At 66.8% G+C, this 23,534-nt stretch carries 18 protein-coding genes and 1 pseudogene; 11 read left to right on the plus strand and 8 right to left on the minus strand.

Features of this window, described 5'->3' with window-relative positions; genetic code table 11:
* The first annotated feature begins 24 nt into the window (after positions 1–24).
* The gene (locus FB548_RS16820) at positions 25–471 is read left to right on the plus strand and encodes a universal stress protein (protein ID WP_142125962.1); all 447 of its coding nucleotides are present in this window, start codon (positions 25–27) and stop codon (positions 469–471) included.
* A 10-nt stretch (positions 472–481) separates the two neighbouring features.
* Here the strand turns inward: FB548_RS16820 and FB548_RS16825 are convergent, their stop codons facing one another.
* Positions 482–778: a DUF2782 domain-containing protein gene (locus FB548_RS16825; protein ID WP_142125963.1), complete on the minus strand. Its 297-nt coding sequence runs from the start codon at positions 776–778 to the stop codon at positions 482–484.
* 106 nt (positions 779–884) lie between these two features.
* On the opposite strand from FB548_RS16825, the gene polA reads away from it, so the two are divergent.
* Together polA and FB548_RS16835 are read left to right on the plus strand one after the other, a co-directional pair.
* A complete protein-coding gene (gene polA / locus FB548_RS16830; RefSeq protein WP_142125964.1) occupies positions 885–3,650 on the plus strand; it encodes a DNA polymerase I in 2,766 nt (921 codons plus the stop codon).
* Between the two features lie 366 nt (positions 3,651–4,016).
* Entirely contained in the window at positions 4,017–4,505 is a 489-nt protein-coding gene (locus tag FB548_RS16835) for a YetF domain-containing protein (RefSeq protein WP_142125965.1), read from the plus strand.
* 171 nt (positions 4,506–4,676) lie between these two features.
* Here the strand turns inward: FB548_RS16835 and hemF are convergent, their stop codons facing one another.
* From hemF to FB548_RS16850, 3 genes are read right to left on the minus strand one after another with little or no spacing between them, the layout of a single operon-like run.
* Positions 4,677–5,606 carry an oxygen-dependent coproporphyrinogen oxidase gene (gene hemF / locus FB548_RS16840; RefSeq protein WP_142125966.1) on the minus strand — a complete coding sequence of 310 codons (930 nt, stop codon included), beginning with the start codon at positions 5,604–5,606 and terminating at the stop codon, positions 4,677–4,679.
* Positions 5,607–5,616: 10 nt separating this feature from the next.
* Positions 5,617–6,189 (minus strand): hypothetical protein, encoded by a 573-nt coding sequence (locus FB548_RS16845; RefSeq protein WP_142125967.1) that lies wholly within the window; start codon positions 6,187–6,189, stop codon positions 5,617–5,619.
* Positions 6,190–6,193: 4 nt separating this feature from the next.
* Positions 6,194–8,560: a S9 family peptidase gene (locus tag FB548_RS16850; protein WP_142125968.1), complete on the minus strand. Its 2,367-nt coding sequence runs from the start codon at positions 8,558–8,560 to the stop codon at positions 6,194–6,196.
* 162 nt (positions 8,561–8,722) lie between these two features.
* Here FB548_RS16850 and FB548_RS16855 point away from each other — a divergent pair, with 162 nt between their 5' ends.
* Both FB548_RS16855 and FB548_RS16860 read left to right on the plus strand, forming a co-directional pair.
* Positions 8,723–8,980 (plus strand): YcgL domain-containing protein, encoded by a 258-nt coding sequence (locus tag FB548_RS16855; protein ID WP_142125969.1) that lies wholly within the window; start codon positions 8,723–8,725, stop codon positions 8,978–8,980.
* Positions 8,973–12,269, plus strand: a complete 3,297-nt coding sequence (locus FB548_RS16860) for an ankyrin repeat domain-containing protein (protein ID WP_142125970.1) — start codon at positions 8,973–8,975, stop codon at positions 12,267–12,269. Before FB548_RS16855 ends, FB548_RS16860 begins: the two co-directional genes overlap by 8 nt.
* On the opposite strand, the gene FB548_RS16865 is transcribed toward FB548_RS16860, so the two are convergent.
* The gene (locus FB548_RS16865) at positions 12,266–14,062 is read right to left on the minus strand and encodes a monovalent cation:proton antiporter-2 (CPA2) family protein (RefSeq protein ID WP_142125971.1); all 1,797 of its coding nucleotides are present in this window, start codon (positions 14,060–14,062) and stop codon (positions 12,266–12,268) included. The genes FB548_RS16860 and FB548_RS16865 overlap by 4 nt on opposite strands.
* A 259-nt stretch (positions 14,063–14,321) precedes the next feature.
* On the opposite strand from FB548_RS16865, the gene FB548_RS16870 reads away from it, so the two are divergent.
* Positions 14,322–15,050, plus strand: coding sequence for a hypothetical protein (locus FB548_RS16870; protein WP_142125972.1), 729 nt, complete (start codon positions 14,322–14,324; stop codon positions 15,048–15,050).
* A gap of 16 nt (positions 15,051–15,066) precedes the next feature.
* On the opposite strand, the gene FB548_RS16875 is transcribed toward FB548_RS16870, so the two are convergent.
* Complete coding sequence (locus FB548_RS16875) at positions 15,067–15,927, minus strand: DUF2306 domain-containing protein (RefSeq protein WP_142125973.1); 861 nt, start codon at positions 15,925–15,927, stop codon at positions 15,067–15,069.
* 181 nt (positions 15,928–16,108) lie between these two features.
* Here FB548_RS16875 and FB548_RS16880 point away from each other — a divergent pair, with 181 nt between their 5' ends.
* Both FB548_RS16880 and FB548_RS16885 read left to right on the plus strand, forming a co-directional pair.
* Entirely contained in the window at positions 16,109–18,079 is a 1,971-nt protein-coding gene (locus tag FB548_RS16880; protein ID WP_142125974.1) for a winged helix-turn-helix domain-containing protein, read from the plus strand.
* Positions 18,080–18,301: 222 nt separating this feature from the next.
* Positions 18,302–19,168: a protein tonB gene (locus tag FB548_RS16885; RefSeq protein ID WP_142125975.1), complete on the plus strand. Its 867-nt coding sequence runs from the start codon at positions 18,302–18,304 to the stop codon at positions 19,166–19,168.
* A gap of 96 nt (positions 19,169–19,264) precedes the next feature.
* Here the strand turns inward: FB548_RS16885 and FB548_RS16890 are convergent.
* Positions 19,265–19,478: pseudogene (locus FB548_RS16890) on the minus strand (transcription termination factor Rho); the annotation flags it as partial.
* A gap of 251 nt (positions 19,479–19,729) precedes the next feature.
* On the opposite strand from FB548_RS16890, the gene FB548_RS19060 reads away from it, so the two are divergent.
* The 3 genes from FB548_RS19060 (at position 19,730) to FB548_RS16900 (ending at position 21,728) form a co-directional block, all read left to right on the plus strand.
* Positions 19,730–19,861 (plus strand): hypothetical protein, encoded by a 132-nt coding sequence (locus FB548_RS19060; protein WP_255470608.1) that lies wholly within the window; start codon positions 19,730–19,732, stop codon positions 19,859–19,861.
* A gap of 62 nt (positions 19,862–19,923) precedes the next feature.
* Positions 19,924–20,412 (plus strand): hypothetical protein, encoded by a 489-nt coding sequence (locus FB548_RS16895; RefSeq protein WP_142125976.1) that lies wholly within the window; start codon positions 19,924–19,926, stop codon positions 20,410–20,412.
* Positions 20,412–21,728, plus strand: a complete 1,317-nt coding sequence (locus FB548_RS16900; protein WP_142125977.1) for a metallophosphoesterase — start codon at positions 20,412–20,414, stop codon at positions 21,726–21,728. Before FB548_RS16895 ends, FB548_RS16900 begins: the two co-directional genes overlap by 1 nt.
* 104 nt (positions 21,729–21,832) lie before the next feature.
* On the opposite strand, the gene rho is transcribed toward FB548_RS16900, so the two are convergent.
* Positions 21,833–23,521 (minus strand): transcription termination factor Rho, encoded by a 1,689-nt coding sequence (rho, locus tag FB548_RS16905; RefSeq protein WP_142125978.1) that lies wholly within the window; start codon positions 23,519–23,521, stop codon positions 21,833–21,835.
* Between the last annotated feature and the right edge of the window lie 13 nt (positions 23,522–23,534).

Below are 23,534 nucleotides of genomic sequence, written 5' to 3' on the forward strand. Positions count from 1 at the left end.
CACCCCATCATCATGAGGTGCGGCATGTACCGGCATATCCTGATTGCGACCGACGGCTCCGAGCTGGCAGGCAAGGGCGTGGAACATGGTCTTGCACTGGCGACGCGCCTGCAGGCCAGGGCGACCGTGCTGACCGTCAGTGAACCCATCAATACCGGCTTCGACGACGGCCTGGGCTGGAGTGCGGTGGGGACCTCGCTCCCCGAATTCCAGGCGGCCCGCGCGGAGGCGGCACGCAAGGTGCTGGATGCGGCGGCTGCGCAGGCGGCCGCGCATGGCGTGGAGGCGCAGTGCCTGCATGTGGCCGATCGGTACGCGGCGGAAGCCATCGTCGAAACCACCGAGCGCCAAGGCTGCGACCTGATTGTCATGGCCTCGCATGGCCGGCGCGCGCTGGGGCGCCTGTTGCTGGGCAGCCAGACCAACGAAGTGCTGGCTCGCTGCGGTGTACCGGTGCTGGTGATCCGCTGAGCGCGGAGCCTCACCAGCCGTAGAGCTTCCAGTACACCGGCGAGATGTCGCTGTTGTCCTTGCTCTTGTCCAGGCGGCCGTCACCGTCGGAGTCGTACAGGTAGTACGCCGCGCCACGCGACGGCGTCACCTTGACCATGCGCAGGTTGCCGGCGACGCGGTATTCCTCGATCACGTCGCCGTTCTTCTCCGTGCGCACCGCGACCTGCGCGTTGGCCAGGTCCGCCATGTTGGCGGGATCGCTGGTGGTCGAGGCACAGCCGGCCATTGCCAACAGGCAGGACAACGGCAGGGCAAAGGTCGTCATGCGGTTCATCGTGGCGTCCGGTCGGGGGAATGACGGCCCGATTATGCGCCCAACGCGAGGATGCGCGCGTGACGCCGTGCGCAAGGGCGGGGCGTAGAATGCCCGCATGACACGACTCGTACTGATCGACGGCTCCAGCTACCTGTTCCGCGCATTCCACGCGCTGCCTCCGCTGACCAACGCCGAGGGCGAGCCCACCGGCGCGCTGTTCGGTGTCGTGAACATGCTGCGCGCCACGCTGAAGGAAAAGCCCGACTTCGTGGCCTTCGTGCTCGATGCCAGCGGGCCGACCTTCCGCGACGAACTGTATCCGGACTACAAGGCCAACCGCCCGCCCATGCCGGAAGAGCTGCGCGCGCAGGTGGAGCCGATGATCCGCATCGTGCAGGCGCTCGGTTTCCCGCTGCTGCGTGTCGAGGGCGTGGAGGCGGACGATGTGATCGGCACGCTTGCGCTGCAGGGCGCGGCGCAGGGAATGGACGTGACCATTTCCACCAGCGACAAGGATTTCGCCCAGTTGGTGCGCCCTGGCGTGGCGCTGGTCAACACCATGAGCGGCAGCCGGCTGGATTCCACCGAGGCCGTGGTGGAGAAGTTCGGCGTGCGGCCGGAGCAGATCGTCGACTTCCTTGCCTTGATGGGCGACACCGTGGACAACGTGCCGGGCGTGGAGAAGTGCGGTCCGAAGACCGCCGCCAAGTGGCTGGCCGAGTACGGCACGCTGTCTGCGATCATCGACCGGGCCGGCGAGATCAAGGGCAAGATCGGCGACAACCTGCGCGCGGCCCTGCCTCGCCTGCCGCTGAATCGCGAGCTGGTCACCATCAAGACCGATGTGGCGCTGGATGGGGGACCGGAGACACTGCCGTTGCGCGAGCGGCATGTGGACGAGCTGCGCGAGCTGTACGCGCGCTATGGCTTCAACCAGGCGCTGAAGGAGCTTGAGGGCGGGGCGGTCGACACCTCCGCCGTGGCCGAGAAAGAGCCGGGTCGCGCGCGTGGCACCGGTCGCGTGGCCGCGACGTCCGCGGACGATGCGGTCATCGATGCGTCGCTGGGGGTTGCGGGAGAATACACGGCCGTGACGGAGCCAGCGCAGCTGGAGGCGCTGGTGGCGCAGCTGCAGCAGGCGGACGAATTCGCGTTCGATACCGAAACGGACAGCCTCGACCCGATGCGCGCGAACCTGGTCGGCCTGAGTTTCGCCACCGAACCCGGCAAGGCGGTCTACGTGCCCGTGGGACACGACTATCCCGGCGCGCCGCCACAACTTGGCCGCGAAGCGGTGCTTGCGGCGCTCGCACCGGTGTTCGCCGATGCAGGCAGGCGCAAGCTGGGCCAGCACGGCAAGTACGACCTGCACATCCTGCGTCGCCATGGTGTCGACGTGCAGGGCTATGCCGACGACACGATGCTGGAGAGCTTCGTGTTGAATGCCGGCAGCAACCGGCACGACATGGACACGCTTGCCAAGCGCTGGCTGGGCTACGACACGATCAAGTATGAAGACGTCGCCGGCAAGGGCGCCAAGCAGATCCTGTTCTCGCAGGTGGCCATCGACGACGCCACCCGCTACGCCGCCGAGGACGCCGACATCACCCTGCGCCTGCATCGCGCGCTGGCGCCGAAGCTGGCAGCGGAAGCCGGACTGGAAAGCGTCTACCGCCACATCGAGATGCCGCTGGTCCCCGTGCTGGCGCGCATCGAGGCGAACGGCGTGATGATCGACGGCGACGAACTGCGCCGGCAGAGCGCCGACCTGTCCAAGCGCATGCTGGCTGCGCAACAGAAGGCAACCGAGCTGGCGGGCCGCACCTTCAACCTCGATTCGCCCAAGCAACTGCAGGCGCTGCTGTTCGACGAGCTCAAGCTGCCGGTGCTGGTGAAGACGCCCACCGGCCAGCCCAGCACCAACGAAGAAGCGCTCGAAGCCATCGCCGACCAGCACGAACTGCCGCGGGTGATCCTGGAATACCGTGGCTTGGCCAAGCTGCGCAGCACCTACACCGACAAGCTGCCGGAGATGGTCAATCCCGACACCGGTCGCGTGCACACCAGCTACCACCAGGCCGGTGCGGCGACGGGACGGTTGTCGTCCACCGATCCCAACCTGCAGAACATCCCGATCCGCACCGAGGACGGCCGCCGCATCCGCAAGGCCTTCGTCGCCCCGCCGGGCCGCAAGCTGGTGGCCTGCGACTACTCGCAGATCGAATTGCGCATCATGGCGCACCTGTCGCAGGATCCCGGCCTGGTGCGCGCCTTCGAATCCGGCGCCGACATCCACAAGGCAACGGCGGCGGAAGTGTTCGGGCGCAAGCTTGAGGAGGTGACCGGCAACGAGCGCCGCGCCGCCAAGGCGATCAACTTCGGTTTGATGTACGGCATGAGCGCCTTCGGCTTGGCGCGTCAGCTGGGCATCGGTCGTGGCGAGGCACAGGACTACATCGCGCTGTACTTCAGCCGCTATCCCGGTGTGCGCGACTACATGGAGCGCACGCGCCAGCAGGCGCGCGAACATGGCTACGTCGAAACCGTGTTCGGTCGGCGCCTGTACCTGGAGTACATCAACAAAGGCACGCAGGGCCAGCGTGCCGGTGCCGAGCGCGCGGCGATCAACGCGCCGATGCAGGGCACAGCGGCGGACATCATCAAGCGCGCGATGATCGGTGTGGATGCGTGGCTTGCGGATCACCGCGACCAGGCGCTGATGATCCTGCAGGTGCACGACGAACTGGTGTTCGAAGCCGACGCCGGCTTCGTGCCGACTTTGCTGAAAGAGGCGACAGCGCAGATGACGGCCGCAGCGCAACTGAGCGTTCCGCTGGTGGTCGACAGCGGGGTCGGTGACAACTGGGAAGAAGCCCACTGAGCGGGTCTGGAAACGGTTTTCCTTCCGGAACATGGACTTGCAAAAGGTTCAGGAAAACCCTGTCAGGTATATTTGTATACCGACGAGTTCAATAAACTGAATTCCTCCTGAATCTTACGGTTTTTTAACCGGAATCTTCACGAACCATCCATGTCCGGAGTGGTCATATAGCCCGTGACAGATGCAACGTCTGTCACTGATCTCTCCCATCCCCTGGAGCGATCTCCCCCGGAGCGACGACCCCTCCCCAGGTCCCGCTCCCTGGCCCCGCCGATCTCCCCCTGGTCTGCGGGGCTTTTTATTGCCTGTCGTTTGCCCTCGCCGCGTGCGCTAACGTTCGCGCAGTCCTTCGCCACCGGGTGACGCATGAGCGCAACGTTCGCCGAGATGTTCCAGCTGGCCATGCCCTGGTGGGCGTTCGTGCTGCGGGCGTGCGCGGTGTACTTCATCCTGCTGGCGATGCTCCGTGCGTCTGGAAAGCGGTCGATGGGCCAGTTCACGCCGTTCGACATCCTGCTGGTCGTCCTGCTGGGCAATGCGGTGCAGAACGCGCTGCTCGGCGCGGACACGTCGGTGGGCGGGGGGCTGTTGCTCGCGGCCACGCTGATCGCGTTGAACTGGATCGTGGGCCTGGTATCGGCGCGTTCGCCGAAGGTGGAGCGTTGGGTGGAGGGCGCGCCGGTATTGCTGGCGCGCGACGGGCAGGTCTACCGCGACGTGCTGCGCCGCGAACTGATCAGCCGCGAGGATTTCGAGAAGGCGATGCGCGAAGCCGGTTGCCTGGACATGGCCGACATCCGGCTGGCGGTACTGGAGAACAACGGGCACATCACGGTGGTGGGCAGGCAAGCGTAGCTCCCTGTAGGAGCGACGTGAGTCGCGACCGTGGAAATGAAACGTCGTTGACGTTTGTCTCACCCGAACCGCGCGGGAAAAAGGGAATTCTTGGCCCGCGTGCGCCGGCCGAACCCCGCACATTGGATGGCGTGCGGTCGCGACTCACGTCGCTCCTACAGAAGAGCAGGCTCAGGCGAACTCGGTCAGCCAGTCGCGCGGGCGCAGGTAGTCTGCAAGCTTCTGCTCGTCGCTGCCGTCCTCCGGTGCGTAGCCGTATTCCCAGCGGACCAGCGGGGGGAGGCTCATCAGGATGGACTCGGCGCGCCCACCGCTCTGCAGGCCGAACAGCGTGCCGCGATCGTAGACCAGGTTGAATTCGACGTAGCGGCCGCGCCTATACAGCTGGAATTGCCTCTCGCGTTCGCCGTAGGGCGTGTCCTTGCGGCACGCGACGATCGGCAGGTAGGCATCGAGGAAACCGTCGCCGACGGCGCGCAGGTAGCCGAAGTCGCCCTCGAAATCCTCGCTCAAGTCGTCGAAGAACAGACCGCCGACACCGCGCGTCTCATTGCGGTGCTTGAGGAAGAAATACTCGTCGCACCACCGCTTGTGCGCGTCGTATCGCGGCTGGCCGCCGAACGGCTCGCAAAGGTCGCGTGCGGTCTGGTGCCAGTGATGCACATCCTCGTCGACCGGATAGAACGGGGTCAGGTCGAAGCCGCCGCCGAACCACCATGCGACGGTTTCGCCATCGCGTTCGGCGCGGAAGTGGCGAACGTTCGCATGCGTGGTGGGCAGGTGGGGATTGCGCGGGTGGAACACCAGCGACACCCCAACCGCGCGCCAGGAGGCGCCTGCGAGTTCAGGTCGGTGTGCCGAGGCCGAGGGCGGCAGCCGGTCGCCGGAGACATCGGAGAAACCGATGCCTGCCTGCTCGAACACCGCCCCGTCGCGCAGCACGCGGGTGCGTCCGCCACCTCGGATCGGCGACGCATCCCCGGGTGGCCGTGCCCATGCATCCTCCCGGAAGCGTGCGCTGCCGTCGGCGGCTTCGATGGCGGCACAGATGCGGTCCTGCAGTTCGGTCAGATAATCGCGGACGGGCGTGATGTCGTTCATGCCGCGCATTCTACCGGGACGTCCGGATCATCCCGAATTCCGCCCGCACGTCGCGCCTGCACAACTGCCAGACCACCAGTCCGTGCAGGAAGGCGAACACGAGCGCGCTTACCCACAGCGTTGCCAGCGTCAGCATGTGCAGCGTCGCAAGCTCCGCCTTAGCCTGATCGAGCTCCGGCTGGGAAGGCAAGGCTTGCACCCAGGAGAACGTGGCGTCGATGGCCGCGATGCCGGCGAAGTTGACGGCCGCGCCGGCCACCATGAACAGTACGAAGCCCCACCAGCCCCATGTCCGGCGACACAGCAGTCCCACCGACACCATGAGGAAGGCGATGCAGATGGCCAGGAAGGCCACAGTGATTGTTGTCAGATGCGTCAGCACCCACAGCACAGGCCAGGGGATCGGTTGCATCGCGAGGAAGCCCAGCACCGCATCGGTATCCAGCTGCCCCAGCAGGACCCATGCCGCGATGACCTGCACCGCGGCGTACAGCGTGGCAACGACGCCAATCGCGATGGACACCTTCGCCGTGACGGTGACGAAGGCCGACCCTGCTGCACTGGCCGGTGCGGTGGATGCCATCGCCTTACTTCAGGTTCTGCTCGAACAGCTTGAGCACGCGCTTGTACTCGTCCAGCCACGAGTCCGAGCGCGTGAAACCATGGCGTTCGAGCGGATACGCCGCCAGTTCCCAGTTGTCCTTGCGCAGTTCGATCAGCTTCTGCGTCAGCACGACGGAGTCCTTGAAGAACACGTTGTCGTCGATCATGCCGTGCGCGATAAGCAGGTGGTCCTGCAGTCCGGCGGCGTATTCGATCGGGGACGAGGCGCGGTAGGCCTCGGGGTCCAGCTCGGGCGTGTTGAGGATGTTGCTGGTGTACTCGTGGTTGTACTGGGTCCAGTCCACCACCGGGCGCAGCGCGGCGCCGGCCTTGAATTTGCCGGGCTCGCGGAAGAGCGCCATGAACGTCATGAAGCCGCCGTAGCTGCCGCCGTAGATGCCGGCGCGGTCGCGGTCTCCCTGCTTCTGCTCGACCAGCCAGTCAAGTCCGTCGAGATAATCCTCGAGTTCCGGATGGCCCATGTTGCGGTAGATCGCGGTGCGCCAGTCGCGGCCGTAGCCTTCGCTGGCCCGGTAGTCCAGGTCGAGCACGATGTAGCCGCGCTCCACCAGCAGGTGGTGGAACATCTGTTCGCGGAAATAGCTGGGATAGCGCGCGGTGACGTTCTGCAGATAACCCGCACCATGCACGAACATCACGATGGGATAGCGCTTGCCGGGTTCCATCGTCTTCGGGCCGTAGTACTTGCCCCAGACCACGCCGGCGCCATGCTTCGACGGCACCTGCACGTACTGCGGCTCGATCCATTCGCGCGCCTTGAACGCCGCGCTGCGGGTGTCGGTGAGCGGCTTCGGCGTGCCACCGTCCACGCCCACGACGGACAGTTGGGCCGGCGTGTAGCTGCGGGAGTGGCGGACCAGCAGCTGGCGTCCGTCCGGCGATGCGCTGAAACTCTCCACGCCGTCCAGCGCGGTGATTTCGCGAAGAGCGTTGCTGGCAAGGTCGAGCTTGCAGACTTCGTAGTCGCCCGGCCAGTCGCGGTTGCACAGGAAGAGGAACCCGTTGCCGTCGGGCGTGATCTCCGGTTCCGATACTTCCCATTTGCCGGAAGTGCGTGCGCGTGGCTTCTCGTTGCCGGTCGCCGTGTACAGGTGTGCGTAGCCGGACTCCTCCGACAGCAGCCACAGCGTGCGGTTGTCGGGCAGCCAGCCGAACTGGTTGAAACCCCAGTTGACCCATGCGGTGTCGGTCAGGCGGTGGCGCGGCTGCAGCGTGGCGCCGGGCAGGTCGACAGTGGCGATCCAGCGGTCCTTGTTGTCCACTGAATGGATCTGCACGGCGGCCTGCGTGCCGTCGTTCGTCCACGCCACGGCGCTACCGTCGCTGTCGTTCTCCACGCGCACGTCGCGGTTGCCCTTCAATGGGTCCTTGCCGGCCGCCTTGCGCAGCGCCGCCAGCGGGTCCTTGTCGATGCCGGGCAGGGCGTCGAATGCGAGCGGTTTGACGCTGCCGTCGGCCAGGTCCACGCGCCATAGTGCGTGCGGCAGCGGCGCGTTGCGGCCGACGCGCGTGCGCACGTCCTGGAATTCCTCGTAGCCGGATTCGGTGACGTACTTGGGCATCTTGCCGCCCTGTCCGGCATCGGCGCCCTTCTTGCGCGTCACCACCAGCAGCCAGCGGCCATTCGGCGACAGCGAACTTGATTCGATCTCGACCTCGGTGCCCAGGTACACCGGCGCCGGTGCGCGGGTGGGGTCGGCCTTGCGCCAGGCTTCGGCCTGTTTCTGCGCCGCCTCGCGCTGGGCGCGGTCGTCGGCGAGCGTGCGGATCGTGCGCAGTTGCTGTTCGCGCATGGCGTCGGCCTTCGGCGGGGCCAGCGGGTCGCGCTCTGTCTTCAGCTCGGCGACGGTGGTCGGGCCGGTGCCCGCGGTCCAGCGGTACCAGGTGGCGCCGGTGCGCCAGATCACAGCGCCGTCATGGGTGAAGCGTGCCTGCTGCTCGGCTTCGTTGGTGCGCGTGACCTGCGTAAGCGTGCCGCTGCGCAGGTCGCGCACGAACAGGTCGCCGTTGCGCGTCAGCAGCATGCGCTGGCGGGCCGCGTCGTAGACGGGATTGCCGGCGTCGAGTTCTGCGCGCTGGTCATCGGCGATGCGCCGCGCGGCGCTGCCGTCCAGTGCCTGCTCGAAGGTGTCGCGTACCACGCTGGCATCGCGCTTGAGTTCGTACTGCACCTGCTTGCCGTCCCATGCCCACCACGCGCGCTCGACAGGGGGGCCGATCCAGTCCGGCTCGGCCATCGCCTGTTCGATCGTGAGCGGTGTGGAGGTCTGGGCGTGTGCCGCGGGGACGAGGGCGAACGGCAGCAGCAGGGCAAGCAGGGCGGGGCGCATCAGGCATCCGTTAGTGCGAGGTGAAGGGGCAAGATTACCAGCCCCTCCGCCGCCCTCCTGCCGCCGATGGTCATGCATCGCGTGAACGCCGTGCGGGTTTCGCGCATAAGGCATTTCCCGCACAATCCCCGCTTGTCCAATCGCGGGGCGCGATACGCGCGAATGCAAGCCTACGTCTACAAGACCGAGCGCAAGGCCGACACCTTCGTCTACCTGGCGAAGCGCGACGACTTCACCCTCGTGCCCGAGCCGCTGCGTACCCAACTGGGCCCCCTTTCGTTCGTGCTGGAAGTGGCGTTGACCCCGGACCGCAAGCTGGCGCGCGAAGACGCCAACGTGGTCCGCGAGAACCTGACCGCGCGCGGCTTCCACATCCAGTTTCCGCCCCAAGCCGATCCCACCGTTCGCCCCGATGCCTGATTTCCGGCTGCAGCCCCGTCCTGTCGCCCTGGTCGCCTTGCTGGCGGGCCTGCTGCTGGCCGGCATTGGCGGATGGGTGGGTGGGATTTTCGCTGCTGTGGCGGCATGGCTGGCGCAACCGGCCGTGGCGCTGGGCGTGTCGTGGCTGCGGGGCACCCGCGTGCTGGCGCCCTCGCGCGCCTGGCGCGAGGACGTGCCGGCCTTGGTGCTGGCGTGGGCGGTCGCGTTCGCGGGCACGGCACTGCTTCTGGCGTGGCCGCTGGCCTCGTTGCGCGACAGTGGCAGCCTGCCGGCCGCGCTGGGCGTCAGCGCGGTGGTGGGGGCGGTGATCGTAGCGCTGTGGCGGACGTGGCCTCTCTGGCACGGCCTGGAGCGCGATGGCGGCGCCCTGTCCGCGCATTGGCGTGGGCTGGTCGAACGCGACTTCCATGCGTGGCGCGGCCTAGCCGTGGCGACGCTGTTGACGCTTGCCGTGGCCGGTGGCCTTTCCTTGGCGTGGACGGACCTGGTGCCGGATGCAGCGCGTACCGGAGCCGCCGTGGTGTATGCACTGCTGTTGCCGCTCGTGCATTGGGGCGTGCAACGGCTGGACGGGGCCGGCGTGCTGCCCGTCGTGGAAATGCCCGGAAGCGAGGCCGATGCCTTCCACGCAACGGCCGAGGAGGAAGCGCCCGGGCATGCCCTGGATCTGGAGCAGGCGTTGTTCGATGCCGCCCGCGCCGGACGCGTGGACCGTGCGTTGGAACTGATCGAGGCCGGCGCGGATCCGCATGCCGAGCCGGCGGAAGGCTCGCGCGACCAGCGCAGTCTCGGCGCTCTGGCGGCCGTGCTGCCCGACCTGCGCTTGCTGCGCACCCTGATCGCGCACGGGGTGGACCTCAACCATGCGCATGCCGGCGTGACGCCGCTGCTGGCCGCGACGCGCGACAGCTGGCACGGCCGCCCGGACGCGGTCACCACGCTGCTGGCCAATGGCGCCGATCCGCGCATCGCTGATGCGGATGGCAACACGCCGCTGCATCACGCCGCCCGCAGCTCCGATCCCGGCGTGGTCGCGTTGCTGCGAGACGCTGCTGCGGAACTGGATGCCTTGAACCATGACGGCCTCACCCCGTTGGGTGTTGCCTGTGTGGCCGGCAACTGGCGGCTGGCGAAATTCCTGCTGGAGCGGGGGGCGCGTCCGGATCCGCAGGGCGGGCAACCCGTCCTGCTGGCGGCGGCCTCGACCGAAGAAGACGACCCTGCCGGCGTGCAACTGCTCCTCAAGCACAAGGCGAAGGTGGATGCACGCGATGCCCAGCGCCGCAGTGCACTGCATGAAGGCGCGTATGCAGGCCATGCGGAAATCGCGGCATCACTGCTGGCCGCCGGCGCCGATGTGCATGCGCGCGATGCGCAGCAGCGCACGCCTTGGCTGGAAGCCGCGCGCGGAGGGCACCTGGGCGTGCTCGAAAAGCTCGCCGAGGCGGGAGCCGACCGGCAGGCGGTCGACGCAGATCGCAGGAACGCGCTGATGCTCGCGTGCACTGCCGAGCACGCGTCGCCGGCATTGGTGCGCCGGCTGCGGGAATGGAACATCGATCCCGAAGCCACCGACGCCCAGGGCCGGCGCGCGGTCGATCTCGCCGCCGAAGCGGGGCGCTGGGCGCTGGTCTCGGCCCTGGACCCTGGCTATGCGCTGCCCACCGCCGTGGCGACTGCGGATGACGAAACGCCCCCCGACCGTGCACCGGCGGCACTGCTACGCGAGGGCCTGGCGAGCGGCCAAGTGGAGGGCATGGAGGCGCTGGCGCGACTGAGTTCGCGCGATGAGCTCGGTGCCCTGCTGCACGACCCGGAGATGCAGCGTCCGGCGCGTCTGGCATGGTTGCTGCGGCAGGGTGCCGATGCCGACCATCGCAACGCGCAGGGCGCCACCCTTGCATTCGCCCTGCTGTCCCAGGGGCCTGCGGGCATGCCCGCGTTGGCGACATTGCTGGCGCGTGCGGTTTCGCCGGCCGGTGCCGGGGGCCTGGCGCGCTTCATGGCCGCCTGCGCGGCGGACGACCAGGCGGCGCGGACGCTGGAGTCCTGCGCACTGGACCTGCTCGAGCGTGGGGCGGATCCGTTCGCCCCCTCCCCGCAGGGCGATCCTGCGCTGTCGCTGGCGGTTCGCCTGGGTTGGCAACGGGTGCTCGACCGGCTGCTGGATATCGGCGTGGACCGTGAGGCGCGCGACAGCCACGGCATGACCGCGTTGCACCTGGCGGCGGTGCTCGGCCGCGAGACTGCACTGAAGCACCTCATCGCCAAGGGTGCGTCGCCCGAGTCGCGCGCGGCCGATGGCCAGACCCCGCTGGGCGTCGCGCTGGCCTGTGGACGGCGTGACCTGGCGGACTGGCTGGACTGGCGCATCTGGTCGCTGCCGCGCCGCGCGCTGCGTCCCGCCGACCTGCCGGCGGCGGCCATGGCGGGTGATCGCGATGCCGTGCGGCGATTGCTCGATCTCGGCTTCGACGTGGACTCGCCCGACGCCCAGGGCTGCACGGCGTTGCTGCGTGCCGCGGGCGGCGGATTCACGCCCACGGTGGAACTGTTGCTCGCGCGCGGAGCCGATGCGCAGCGTGCCGCCAATACCGGCGCGACGCCGCTGTCGGCCGCAGTGAGCATGCGTCAGGCCGACATCGTCAGTGCATTGCTTGGCGCAGGCGCCGACATCGAATACCGGCTGCCCGGTGGGGTGACCGTGCTGATGCTGGCGGCGGCGCTGGGCTTGCCCGAAATCGTCGCTCGCCTGATCACCGCTGGCGCCAACGTGCATGCCGGCGATGCGCAGGGACTGACGCCGCTGCATTGCGCCGCACTGTATGGATTCACCGCGCGCGAGAAGCCGCGTCTGGTAGCGTTGCTCGACACCCTGCTGCTATCCGGTGCGGAATCCGAACAGGTCGCGGCGGGATCGGTGACGCCGCTCCTGTTGCTGCTCGGTTCCCGGGCGGAGCCCGGCACCGCCTGCGACGAGGAAGTCGTGCTGGCCGGCCTGGAACGCCTGCTGGACGAAGACGTTTCTCTCGACGTGCAGGATCCGCGCGGCTTCGGGCCGCTGCACCTGGCGTCGCTGCATGGCCTGTTGCGCGTGGTCAGTCGCCTGCTCCGGGCCGGCGCCGATCCGGAGTTGCGCGATGCCTTGAACCGCACGCCGCGAGAGATCGCGGTGATGCGCGGCTTCATCGACGTGGCGGCGGAATTCGTTCCCGCCACGCCGGGCGCGGGCGCATCGATGGCCCGCTTCCTGCGCGATCGCGGTTAACGCGCCGGCGGCGGAACGTCTTCGCCGATCGCGTCGGCTTCGAAGAGTTTCTCCAGGTCGCTGATCGCATCGCGCGCGGTCTGGATCACCGCCACGTCGTCGTCGTACACCAGGTACTGCGCGCGCATCAGGCTTTCGTCGTGCTGGCGGAAGCGGCGGGTGTGCTCGGCAGCGGTCTCTGGCGGCATGCCCAGTTCCACCAGCACCTGCTGCGCCATCTCCAGGCTCGATCCCAGGGTTTCGCGATAGGCCTCCGCGCTCAGGTCCATCAGGCGCCACGCGTGCTGCCGGTTGCGCGCCCGCGCGAGCACGCGCGCCTCGGGGAACATGCGTCGGATCAGCCGCGTTGCCTTGATGTTGGTATCCGGATCGTCCATCGCCACCACGAAGACCTTCACATGCTGCGCGCCGGCCGACCGGAGCAGATCGGGACGCGTCGGGTCGCCGTAGTACAGCCGGATGTTGCCGAACCGCCGCAGCGTGTCCACCGTCTCGGAACTGTTCTCCAGCGCGACGAACGGAATGCGCTGCGCCGTGAGCAGGCGCGCGACGATCTGGCCGAACCGGCCCATGCCGGCGATCAGCACTTTCGGCTGCTCGTCCGGAATGTCATCGAACGCACGCGTCGCCGGCCCGGATCGCCGCACGCGCGCCGGCAGGCGATGCAGCCCGAGCAGCAGCACCGGGGTCAGCGCCATCGAGATGCCCACGATGGCGGTCAGCTGGTTGCGCAGTTCTGGGTCCATCAGGCGCACGCGCGCGGCTTCGCTGAACACGACGAAGGCGAACTCGCCGCCCAGCCACAGGGTGCCGGCCAGCATCAGCGCGCCGCGCGGATCCAGCCGGCCCGGCCAGCGCCCGACGCAGAACAGCAGCGTGAACTTCACCGTCAGCAGGATCAGCACGCCGGCGGTGATAAGTTCCGGCTGCTTCACCACCGCGTCCAGGTCGATGTCCATGCCGACGGCGATGAAGAACAGGCCCAGCAGCAGCCCCTTGAACGGATCGATCTGCGATTCCAGTTCGTGGCGGAACTCCGAATCGGACAACAGTACGCCGGCAAGGAACGCGCCAAGGCCGGCGCTGAGGTCGGCCAGTTGCATGAACCACGCGATGCCCAGCACCACCAGTAGTGCGGTGGCGGTGAACACCTCGGGCATGCGGGTACGCGCCACGATGCGGAACAGGTGCCGCAACAGCAGCCGTCCGCCAATGATCACGATGGTGACGGCGCCGATGGCATGCAGCACCATGGTCCAGGTCAGCGTTTCGTTCTTGGCGCCGCCCAGTAGTGGAATAGCGGCGAGCAGGGGAATGGCGACCAGATCCTGGAACAGCAGGATCGCGAAGCCGAGCCGGCCGTGTTCGGTGGTGAGTTCCTTGTGTTCGGATAGCAGCTGCAGGCTGACGGCCGTGGACGACAGCGCGAGCCCCAGCCCTATCACCAGCGCCGTTTTCCAGTGATGTTCGAAGAGCAGCGCGACCCCGCCCAGCACCAGTGCACTCAGCATCACCTGCAGGCCGCCCGCGCCGAACACCGGCTTGCGCATCACCCGCAGGCGCGCCGGCGACAGCTCCAGGCCGATGACGAACAGCATCATCACCACGCCGATCTCGGCGGCATCCAGGATGCGGTCGGCATCCCGCACCAGCGCAAGCCCGTCCGGACCCAGCACCACGCCGGCCACCAGGTACGCCAGCACGGCCCCCAGGCCAAAGCGCTTGAACACCGGCACCGCGATCACCGCGGCCAGCAGGAACACCAGCGTCAACTCCAGACCACTACCGTGCATGCGTCACCTCGTGCGGATAGTATGCGGCGGACAGGCCCGGATCGGCTGCTTTCAATATCGGTATGCTGCGCCATGCAGTGCTGGCGCATGTTTCCGGGCCCGCCCGGCGCAGTTCGCGGAATCTTTAACAGTGCGGGTATTCGGGGGGGGGCTGCTTGATAGGGGTAAAGACATGACGAAGGGTACGTTGGGGGGATGGCTGGCCCTTGTATTGAGCTGTCTCGTCAATCCCGCGAGTGCCCAGCAGGAAGTCGCGTCCTTGCATCTGGAAGTCACTGGCACGCTGCAGGTCGATGGGCTGGGTGCGGTCAGTGGGTTCAAGGCCGATCCGCAGGTCCCGGCTGCGCTGGCGGGGCTGGTCGCACGGGGTGTGGCGCAGTGGAATTTCACTTCTCCATTGCATAAAGAGCGTGCGATTGATGGCGACACCAATGTCCGCCTCGCACTTGAGGCTGTGCTGTTGCAAGGGGGCTATCGCCTGCGGGTGATGGATGCGTGGTTCGGTGCGCCTGCGCTCGTATCGGATGCGCCCGTGCCCGACTATCCGCGCGTGCTCCTGGAAGCGAGAGCCGGCGCGCGTGTGTTGCTGCAGCTCCGGATAGACGCCAGCGGGCATGTTGCCGAAGCGGCCGTCAAGGACACTGCCGTACTCACTCACATCAAGAACGAGGCGATCATAGGCAAGTGGCGTGAGCGGTTTGAGCAGTCCAGCCTGGATGCTGCCCGCTTTTGGACCTTCGTCCCGGGATCAACCCAAGGTGCCATCGATGTCTATCCGGAACAGGTGCTGGTGTTGGTGACGTTCTGGCCGCACGAAACCAAGGGCAACACGTCCTATCGCCATATCGGTTGGCCCTTGGAGACATCGCCGTGGGCCATTCACAACAAGACCACGCTTTCCCCTGGTACGGTGCGGGTGGATCCGCGCGTGATTCCGCTGGAATCCACGCTGCAACTGAAGACCAGCGCCGTGGGCAATTTTCTCTAGACTTCACTGCCCGTCGTCAGTTGCTGAACAGCTGCAGCAAGTGGCTCCCGTACTTCCCGCTGGGAGTCGCGCTGACCATGATGGCCGCATAGGCGAAGATCAGGCCGACGACCGCGAGTCCGCCAAGAGCCAGCCATCTCAGGACGCGATGCGCAGCGATGTGCCTGTGCTGGTTGCGGATGAAGCATTCCGCGACCAGCAGGTTGGGAACGAAGAACAGGTACAGGATCGCGTAGTCGAACGGACCGCTGGCGTTGCCTGCGCCCATGCCGAGCCCGCCGGTCAGGTCCTTCCATGCGCGGATCTCGAGGTCGAACACCCATGAGCCCAGCACCATCGCGAACAGCCTGATCGCCCATGCGCGGTGCAGATCGAAACGTTTCGCGCGCGCGTGCACATAGGCCATGACCGCACTCAGCATCATCACCGCGCCCCAGATCGCGAACGCGACGGATGCCGATGGGGTATACGCGCCATGGGTGAGGATGAATGACATGCCCCCGGCGCCCGCCAGGATGCCGGCGGTCACATAGGTCCGCCCCGTCCAGCGATGCACGGCGCGATGGCGGGCGCGGATGCGGGCCGACAACAGGATCGGCCACGCCAGCACCAGCACCGCACCCATGACGAAATGCAGCCCGATGCCGAAGTTGGCGATCCAGTCCTGAGCCGTCGGCATCGCCAGACCCGCGACCAGCGCGCGCCACTGATCGAAATTCCTGTGCGTGGCACCGACGGCGCGAAGGACGATGTAAGCGCCGAACGCCAGCAGGCCGGCGACGGCGGTGGCCTGGATGACGCAGCCCATCCCGTGGATCAGACGCTGTCCGGTCGCCCCGGGCAATGCGGGGCCCAAGCGCGTGCGCGGTGTATTCATGTGTGCTTCTCTCCCGGCCTGGCAGCGGATCGCTTCCACAGCTGGCAGCGTCCGGATGGAGCACGGGAATGTCGTTAGGAGAATCGCAGGAAGTCGTGAGGGCGCGCCTGTCCGACGCCGGCGTCGCGACTCGGGTCGTGCCTATACTTGAACGAGCGGGCGTCGCCCCGTGGGGGACCGCATGCCGCCGCCTGATCCCAATCCCAGCCGATGGGTCCTGGACGACGTGGTGATCGACTTCGCCGGACGGCGGCTGACGCGCGCGGGCCGGGAACAGGCGCTGGAGCCGAAGGCGTTCGCGGTGCTGGCAGTGCTCGCGGGATCGCCCGGGAGGGTCTTCACGCGCGACGAGATTCTGGATGCGGTGTGGGGCCACCGGCACGTCACCCAGAGCGTGCTTAACCGGATCATGAGCCTGCTGCGCCAGGCGCTGGGCGAGGATGCCCAACACCCGCGCCTGCTGCATACCGTGTATGGGATCGGCTACCGCTTCGATGCACCGCCGGTCGATGGCGTCGCAGCGCAAGAAGCGTCGACGGCCGCACCGCGTTTGCGCTGGGTGTGGATCGTGGCCACGGCGGCCCTGGTGATGCTGATCGTGGCGGCGACCGCATGGATGCCGCTCAGCGCGGTTCGCGACACGTCCAGCGTGGCGGCTGGGGCGCAAGCACGGCCTTCGCTGGCCGTCCTGCCGTTCGCCGACCTGTCGCAGGCGCGCGATCAGGCTTACATGGCCGACGGCCTTGCCGAGGAAATCCGCAACCAGTTGGCGCAGTCTCCCGCGTTGCGCGTGGTGGGCCGTACCTCCAGTGCTGCGGTCAACCGCAAGCGCGATGACGCGCGCGCTGTCGGCCATGCGCTTGGTGTGGCCTATCTGCTGGAGGGCAGCGTGCGCCGCGAGGGGAGCCATCTGCGTGTCACCGCGCAGTTGATCCGTGCCGATGATGGCTCCCACGTGTGGTCGAAAACCTACGCGCGCGAACTGCGCGACGTATTCGCCGTGCAGGACGAGGTTTCGCGCGATGTGGCGCGAGCGCTCAGCGTGAAGCTGGATGTGGCCAGGTTCAACCGTGAGCAGGGCGGCACCACGCATGTCGACGCTTACGAACGATTCCTGCGCTGGCGCAGCATCGTGATGCGCGAGCAGTTCGACTTCGAACACGACCGCCTGCGCCTGCAGCTTGCACGCGAGATGGTGGCACTCGATGCGCAATGCGTGCTGTGCTGGGATGCGCTCGCGGTCTCGCTGAATGCCATGGCAGAGGAACTCGACGATATGCAGGCCGATCGATTGCGTGCAGAGGCGTTGCAGATCCGGGACCATATCGCCCGCATCGCGCCTGAGAGCTGGGTGGCCAGGCGCGACCGGTCCAATGCGCTGTGGCGCGAAGGCAGGCGGGCCGAGGCCATCGCACTGGCCAGGCAGATCACCGATGCTGGACCGTTGACCAAGGAGCGCACGTGGGACTACGCCTACATGCTCTATGCGATGGGCCATCTGGAAGACACCATCGCGTTGGTGGAGCAGGTGCGTGCCACCGAACCCAAGGCGCTGTTCCTGTCGCGCGACCTGCAGTACGACTACACCGCCGCGCGTCGTTACCCGGACGCGGAGGCCGAATACCAGCGCGGTCTTCGGTTGGAAGGCAGCCAGCGCGAGCCGGATTACGTGGCATTTTTTCGCCAGCTCGCGGGCCGGCGGCCCGGAGGGACGCCTGAGCTGCAAGCCCTGCATCGCCGTTTGCTGCGGTACGACGGTCTCGATACGCCATTTTTTCGCGATCTGGGCGAAGTGCTGGACGACCGGGAAGCGATGCTTGTGCTCATGCGGCGTGCGCTGGCGGACGATGCTTACGCCGGCGGAGTCGAGGTCGCGTACGTACGCACCAGCGTGGCTGACGCACTGGGAGATGCGGGCTTGGCGGTGAGGTCGTTGCGCAGGGAACTGGAAGCCCAGCCCGGATTCGAGGACGGCACCATGGCGCAACACGCCTACGTCGCCTTCTGGAACGTGCCGTACTCCGGTGCACGCGCGCATCCCGACTTCAAGGCGTTGCTCGTGAAAGCGGGCGTGTTCGACTACTGGCGGCGGACTGGCCGGTGGGGCGACGGTTGTGGTCCGGTGGGAGCTGACGATTTCCAGTGTCGATGACCGCCGCCCTTCTGCTTCGCCACGCGTTGGCGCTTGCACTTTTCTGCCGGGTCGACGTCTCACGGGAGGAGGCGGTCGTCATGGCGCTTCCCGCCCCTCGTCTTGTGCACCGGGAACCTCGAAGCCGGTTCCCGACCTCGACCGTGCATGCGTTGTCTCGTGGCGATAGTATGCGGCGGAAGGGCCCACCGGGCCGCATTTCCACGGATGAGGGAGAGGATGATGAAGCAAGGAATCATGTGGCGTGCCGCGATCTTGGTTGCCGCCCTGATGCTGGCACAGCCAGTCTTGGCCCAGGGCGCGGCGGCCGTGCGCAAGCAGGTGGAGGCCAGCCTGCGGGTGACCGGATCGATCACCATCGCCACCGATGGCAGCGTCGAGCGCGTGGAGCTGGATGCGCCGGAAGCATTGCCGAAGGGCATCGCGGCGCTCGTCGGCAATCATGTCGCGGCATGGCACTTCGAACCTGTGCTGGTGGATGGCAAGCCGCGCCGTGCGTTGACCAAGATGAGTGCGTTGGTGGTGGGCAAGCCGATAGGCGATGGCCAGATGCAGGTGTCCATTCGTGGCGCGGATTTTGGCGACCACACCGCGACTCCCGCGGCCGAGCGCGTTGTTGCGCTCAAGCTCAAGCCGCCGAGCTACCCCGCCGGCCCGGCCCGGGGTGGTGCGCAGGGAACGGCCTACCTGCTGGTCAAGGTCGAGCGTGACGGCAGCGTTGGCGAAGTGGCGACCGAGCAGGTCAATCTGCGTATCGTCACCAACGAGGCGCAGATGAACCAGTATCGCGAACGTTTCGCCACCGCCGCGATGGCGGCGGCCCGGACATGGACGTTCACCCCGCCGACCGCAGGCGAGGAGGCAACGCAACCGTACTGGGTGGTGCGTGTGCCCGTGGACTTTACCTTCAGCGGCCAGCAGCGGCAGGGCAAGTGGGAGGTCTATGTGCCAGGTCCGCGATCACGCCCGACCTGGGCTCCGGGTGAAGACCAGCCCGGGTTCGCTCCTGGCGCGCTGGCCGAGGGAGGTGTGCACCTTGCCCGCAACAAGAACAGCCCCAGGTTACTGACCCCGCTGGATGGCGCTTAGGGCGGCGTGAATGCTCTTCGCGGCCGATACGCGCGTCAAGGAAGCCAACGAAGAAGCCCCGCATCGCGGGGCTTTTTTTTCTCCTGTCGGAGCGACTCAACGCTTCTGCGAACTGGAGAGCTCGTCGTTGAACTTGGTGTTCCTCATCTTGTCCAGCAGGACCTCCATCGCCGCGATCCCGTCCATCGGGTGCAACAGCTTGCGCAAGATCCATCCGGATCTTCCGCAGCAACTCCGGTTCGATCAGCAGGTCCTCGCGGCGCGTGCCGGAGCGGCTGATGTCGATGGCCGGATGGACGCGCTTCTCCGTGCTGTACCGAAGACAGCCTCGGAATGCTGGATGAGCGAGCCTCCCGCTCGCGAATGCACCTGTAGCGAATGAATCGGCGACACGTCTCACATTCATCGGGAAGGAACGGTCGTGAAGCCGTCCATCAGGTACACGTATCAACCTGCAAATGTTGCAGAATGTTGATGGACGCGTGACAAAACGTACTGCTAGGATCGGCTCGCTGCATGCACTGAAGCAGCAGCACAATTGATCAAACTAAGGAATAGTTCATGATCAACGATAAGAGCAAAGAGCTGGATCTCCGCATCGCCACTGAAGTGCCGGCAAAAGCCGCAGGTCTCGACACCTGCGAGCCATTCCAAGTGTGGATGTTCACCTTGACGATGAAGGCGGCGAGATGAGTCATGAGCTTACGGCGCGCTCAGCGCTGAGCGCGTGGAGCGGCTTGCGAAGTTCCACCGTCATGGACATAGTTCTAGGCGAGTTCAAGCGCGCGTCGCTGCAGGACCTGGACATGCGCAAGGCCGCGATGTTCGACGACTACCGCAGCGAGGAGGCGATCGAAGCTGCGCGCGAAGCCATGCGTCGGGTAATCGAAAGCATGGATATCGAGAACGCGGCCAACGATGTCTACAAATCGTTCATCCAGAGTCGCCAACCGCCTGCCCGCAACTCCCTGCTAGGACTGATCGAACATCGGCCATTGGATCATGGAACCGGCCTGCGCCTGCGTCGGCAAGCGCTGTTCAATTTCTTCAAGGCCGAGGGAACGATCAGCGTCGCCGTCGATGGTGCGGTGGTCACGCTGCCTGGGGGTGTCGAGGCGGCGCTGGAACACATCCGGCGCGAGGACAGCTTCACGCCGGAGTCGCTGCCTGGCCTGGAGCATGAAAGCCGGCTGATCTTCGCCCAGTCCATGCTGGACTGCCGCCTTGTCGAGCGCGTCCCGTGATGGTGCGGCGCTGGCTCAAGCGCGGGGCCTATACGTTGGTTGGCGCACTGGTGATCGTTCTGGTTGCCTTCGTCGTGCTGCTTTCCCGGGCGGGGATCGAGTTGACCGAGCATGGCGTACACCGCCGGCTTGTCGTCCCGACTATCGGCACCACCAGCATCGCGCTTCCGATCTATTCCGGCACTGGCGATCGCGTCGCCATGCCCGGGTTCTTGGACGGTCCTGTCGTACGCCGCGACGGGGCCGGAGGGTGGACGGCGCGCTGGTTCTGTATCGACCGTGCCGAAACGCTTACCGGTCGCGGGGCGACGTTGCGTCTTGAGTGCGGGGGGCGCGCCTACGCATTCTCGCTTGACGATGTCGCGGTCCCTCCCGCGGTCGCGCCCATGCCCGAGCGGGTGCTGGCGATCAGCGACATAGAGGGGAACGCGCGTTTCCTGGAGGCAGCGCTGCGCAAGTCGGGTGTCGTCGACACGACAGGCGAATGGGCCCTGGGCCGCGGACACCTGGTAGTACTGGGGGATTCCGTGGACCGTGGCCGCGATGTCTTCGCCGTGCTGTGGCGTCTGCACGACCTGTCGGCACAGGCGAGCGCAGCTGGCGGCGCCGTGCACGTGGTCCTCGGGAACCACGAGCAGTACGTCTTGCGCAGCAACATCTCGCGCGCGCATCCCGAACACCTGTATGCCTTGAACGCGATGGGTGGATACGCGGCGGCGTTCGCGGAGGATACGGTGATCGGTGGTTGGCTGCGTCGTCAGCCGGTTGCGCTGAAACTTGGCGACGTCCTGTTCGTGCATGGCGGAATCAGTCCCGAGGTCGTTCGTTCCGGACTTGATGTTCCAGCCTTGAACGCGGCGAGTGCCGACTACTTGGCCAGCACGCCCGGCCACGTATGGACCGACGCGGCACTGGATGCCGTTTTCGGCATGGCCGGGGTGACCCAATATCGCGGGTATCTGATGCCGCTGGAGGACAGGTACCCCATCGCGACCCAGGCTCAGGTGGACGATGCCTTGAAAGCCTATGGCGCTTCCGCGATCGTGGTCGCGCATACGCCGGTGCCCCGTGTGACCCGGCTCTTCGAGGGGCGCGTGCTGGCGGTCGACGTCAACGAAGACGGCGCCCAGCCCGAGGTGCTGGCGTTTGCGTCCGGCAAACCGGAGATCCTGGATCTCGGCGAGCCCCGCCGGTTGAGGGACGCCGGAGGCACCTTGCACCGTGAATTCAGTCTGTTGAATGCCGAGGATCGGCGGCTGCTGGCGGACATGTATCGTCATGCGCGACGTCTATCCGCACTGCCCCATCCCTATTGATCAGGCTCGCCGGCCGGCGCAACCCGTTCACGGATCACGCCGGCAATCCAAACAGGAACGCCCCGCAGGGCGGGGCGTTCCGTATCGACTTGAAGAGCAACCGGTCAGCGCTTCATCGAACTGAAGAACTCGTCGTTGGACTTGGTGTTCTTCATCTTGTCCAGCAGGAACTCCATCGCCGCGATCTCGTCCATGGGGTGCAGCAGCTTGCGCAGGATCCAGATCTTCTGCAGCAGTTCCGGTTCGATCAGCAGGTCCTCGCGGCGCGTGCCCGAACGGTTGATGTCGATGGCCGGATAGACGCGCTTCTCGGTGATGCGGCGGTTCAGGTGCACTTCGCTGTTGCCGGTGCCCTTGAACTCTTCGTAGATCACTTCGTCCATCTTGCTGCCGGTCTCGACCAGCGCCGTAGCGATGATGGTCAGCGAGCCGCCTTCCTCGACGTTACGCGCGGCGCCGAAGAATCGCTTCGGGCGGTGCAGGGCGTTGGCGTCCACGCCGCCGGTCAGCACCTTGCCGGAGCTGGGCACGACGTTGTTGTAGGCGCGGGCCAGGCGGGTGATCGAGTCCAGCATGATCACCACGTCCTTCTTGTGCTCGACCAGGCGCTTGGCGCGTTCGATCACCATTTCGGCAACCTGCACGTGGCGGGCGGCCGGTTCGTCAAAGGTCGAAGACACCACTTCGCCGCGCACGGTGCGCTGCATCTCGGTGACTTCTTCCGGACGCTCGTCCACCAGCAGCACGATCAGGTGCACGTCCGGGTGGTTGGTCGTGATGGCGGTGGCGATCTGCTGCATCATGATCGTCTTGCCCGCCTTGGGCGGCGACACGATCAGCGCGCGCTGGCCCTTGCCTTGCGGCGCCATCAGGTCGAGGATGCGGCCGGCGATGTCTTCCGACGAGCCGTTGCCGCGCTCCAGCGTGAAGCGGCGACGGGGGAACAACGGCGTCAGGTTCTCGAACAGAACCTTGTTCTTCGACGCTTCCAGCGGTTCGCCGTTGATCGTGTCGATCGTCGACAGCGCGAAGTAGCGTTCGCCGTCCTTCGGCCAGCGGATGCGACCGGCCAGGTGGTCGCCGGTGCGCAGGTTGAAGCGGCGGATCTGGCTGGGGCTGATGTAGACGTCGTCCGGGCCGGCCAGGTAGCTGGCTTCGGCGGCGCGCAGGAAGCCGAAGCCGTCCGGCAGGATTTCCAGCACGCCGTCGGCAGCGACGCCTTCACCGTGGCGGGTCAGCACCTTCAGCAGGGCGAAGATCACGTCTTGCTTGCGGGCGCGGGCGACGCCTTCCTGGATGTTCAGCTGCTCGGCGATGTCCAGCAGCTTGGGCGCGGGCATGCGCTTGAGGTCGCCCAGCGAGTACTGCGGGAAACCCTCCGGCACGTTCGGCATGGCGCGGGGGACGAAGGTGTTGTCCTGACCGTTGCCGTCCTGCGGCAGGCCGTCGTTGCCCTGACGCTCGCGGTTGCGTTCGCGGCGGTTGCGGAAACGGTCGCGGCGATTGTTGTTGTTGAACCGGTTGCCGTCGCGCTGGTCGCCGCCGTCCTGCTGCTGGCCCCCGGCCTGGGTCTGCGGAGCGTGGGCGTCGTCGCCGCCGTCATGGGACGGGACAGACGGCGCGGGGGCGGGGGCCCGGTCGGCGGTCACCGGCGGCAGCGGGAGCTGCGGTGCCGGGTCGGACACGCGCTCTGCCGGTGCGGCGGACGTGTCGGCGGACGGGGTCTTCGGGGCACGGGCTTTGCGCACGCGCTTTTCGGCGGGAGCGCCGGTTTCGTTGCTGCTGTCGGACAAGGTGCGATTCCTC

Origin of the sequence: Pseudoxanthomonas sp. 3HH-4, assembly GCF_006716465.1 — a bacterium.
Lineage (GTDB): Bacteria > Pseudomonadota > Gammaproteobacteria > Xanthomonadales > Xanthomonadaceae > Pseudoxanthomonas_A.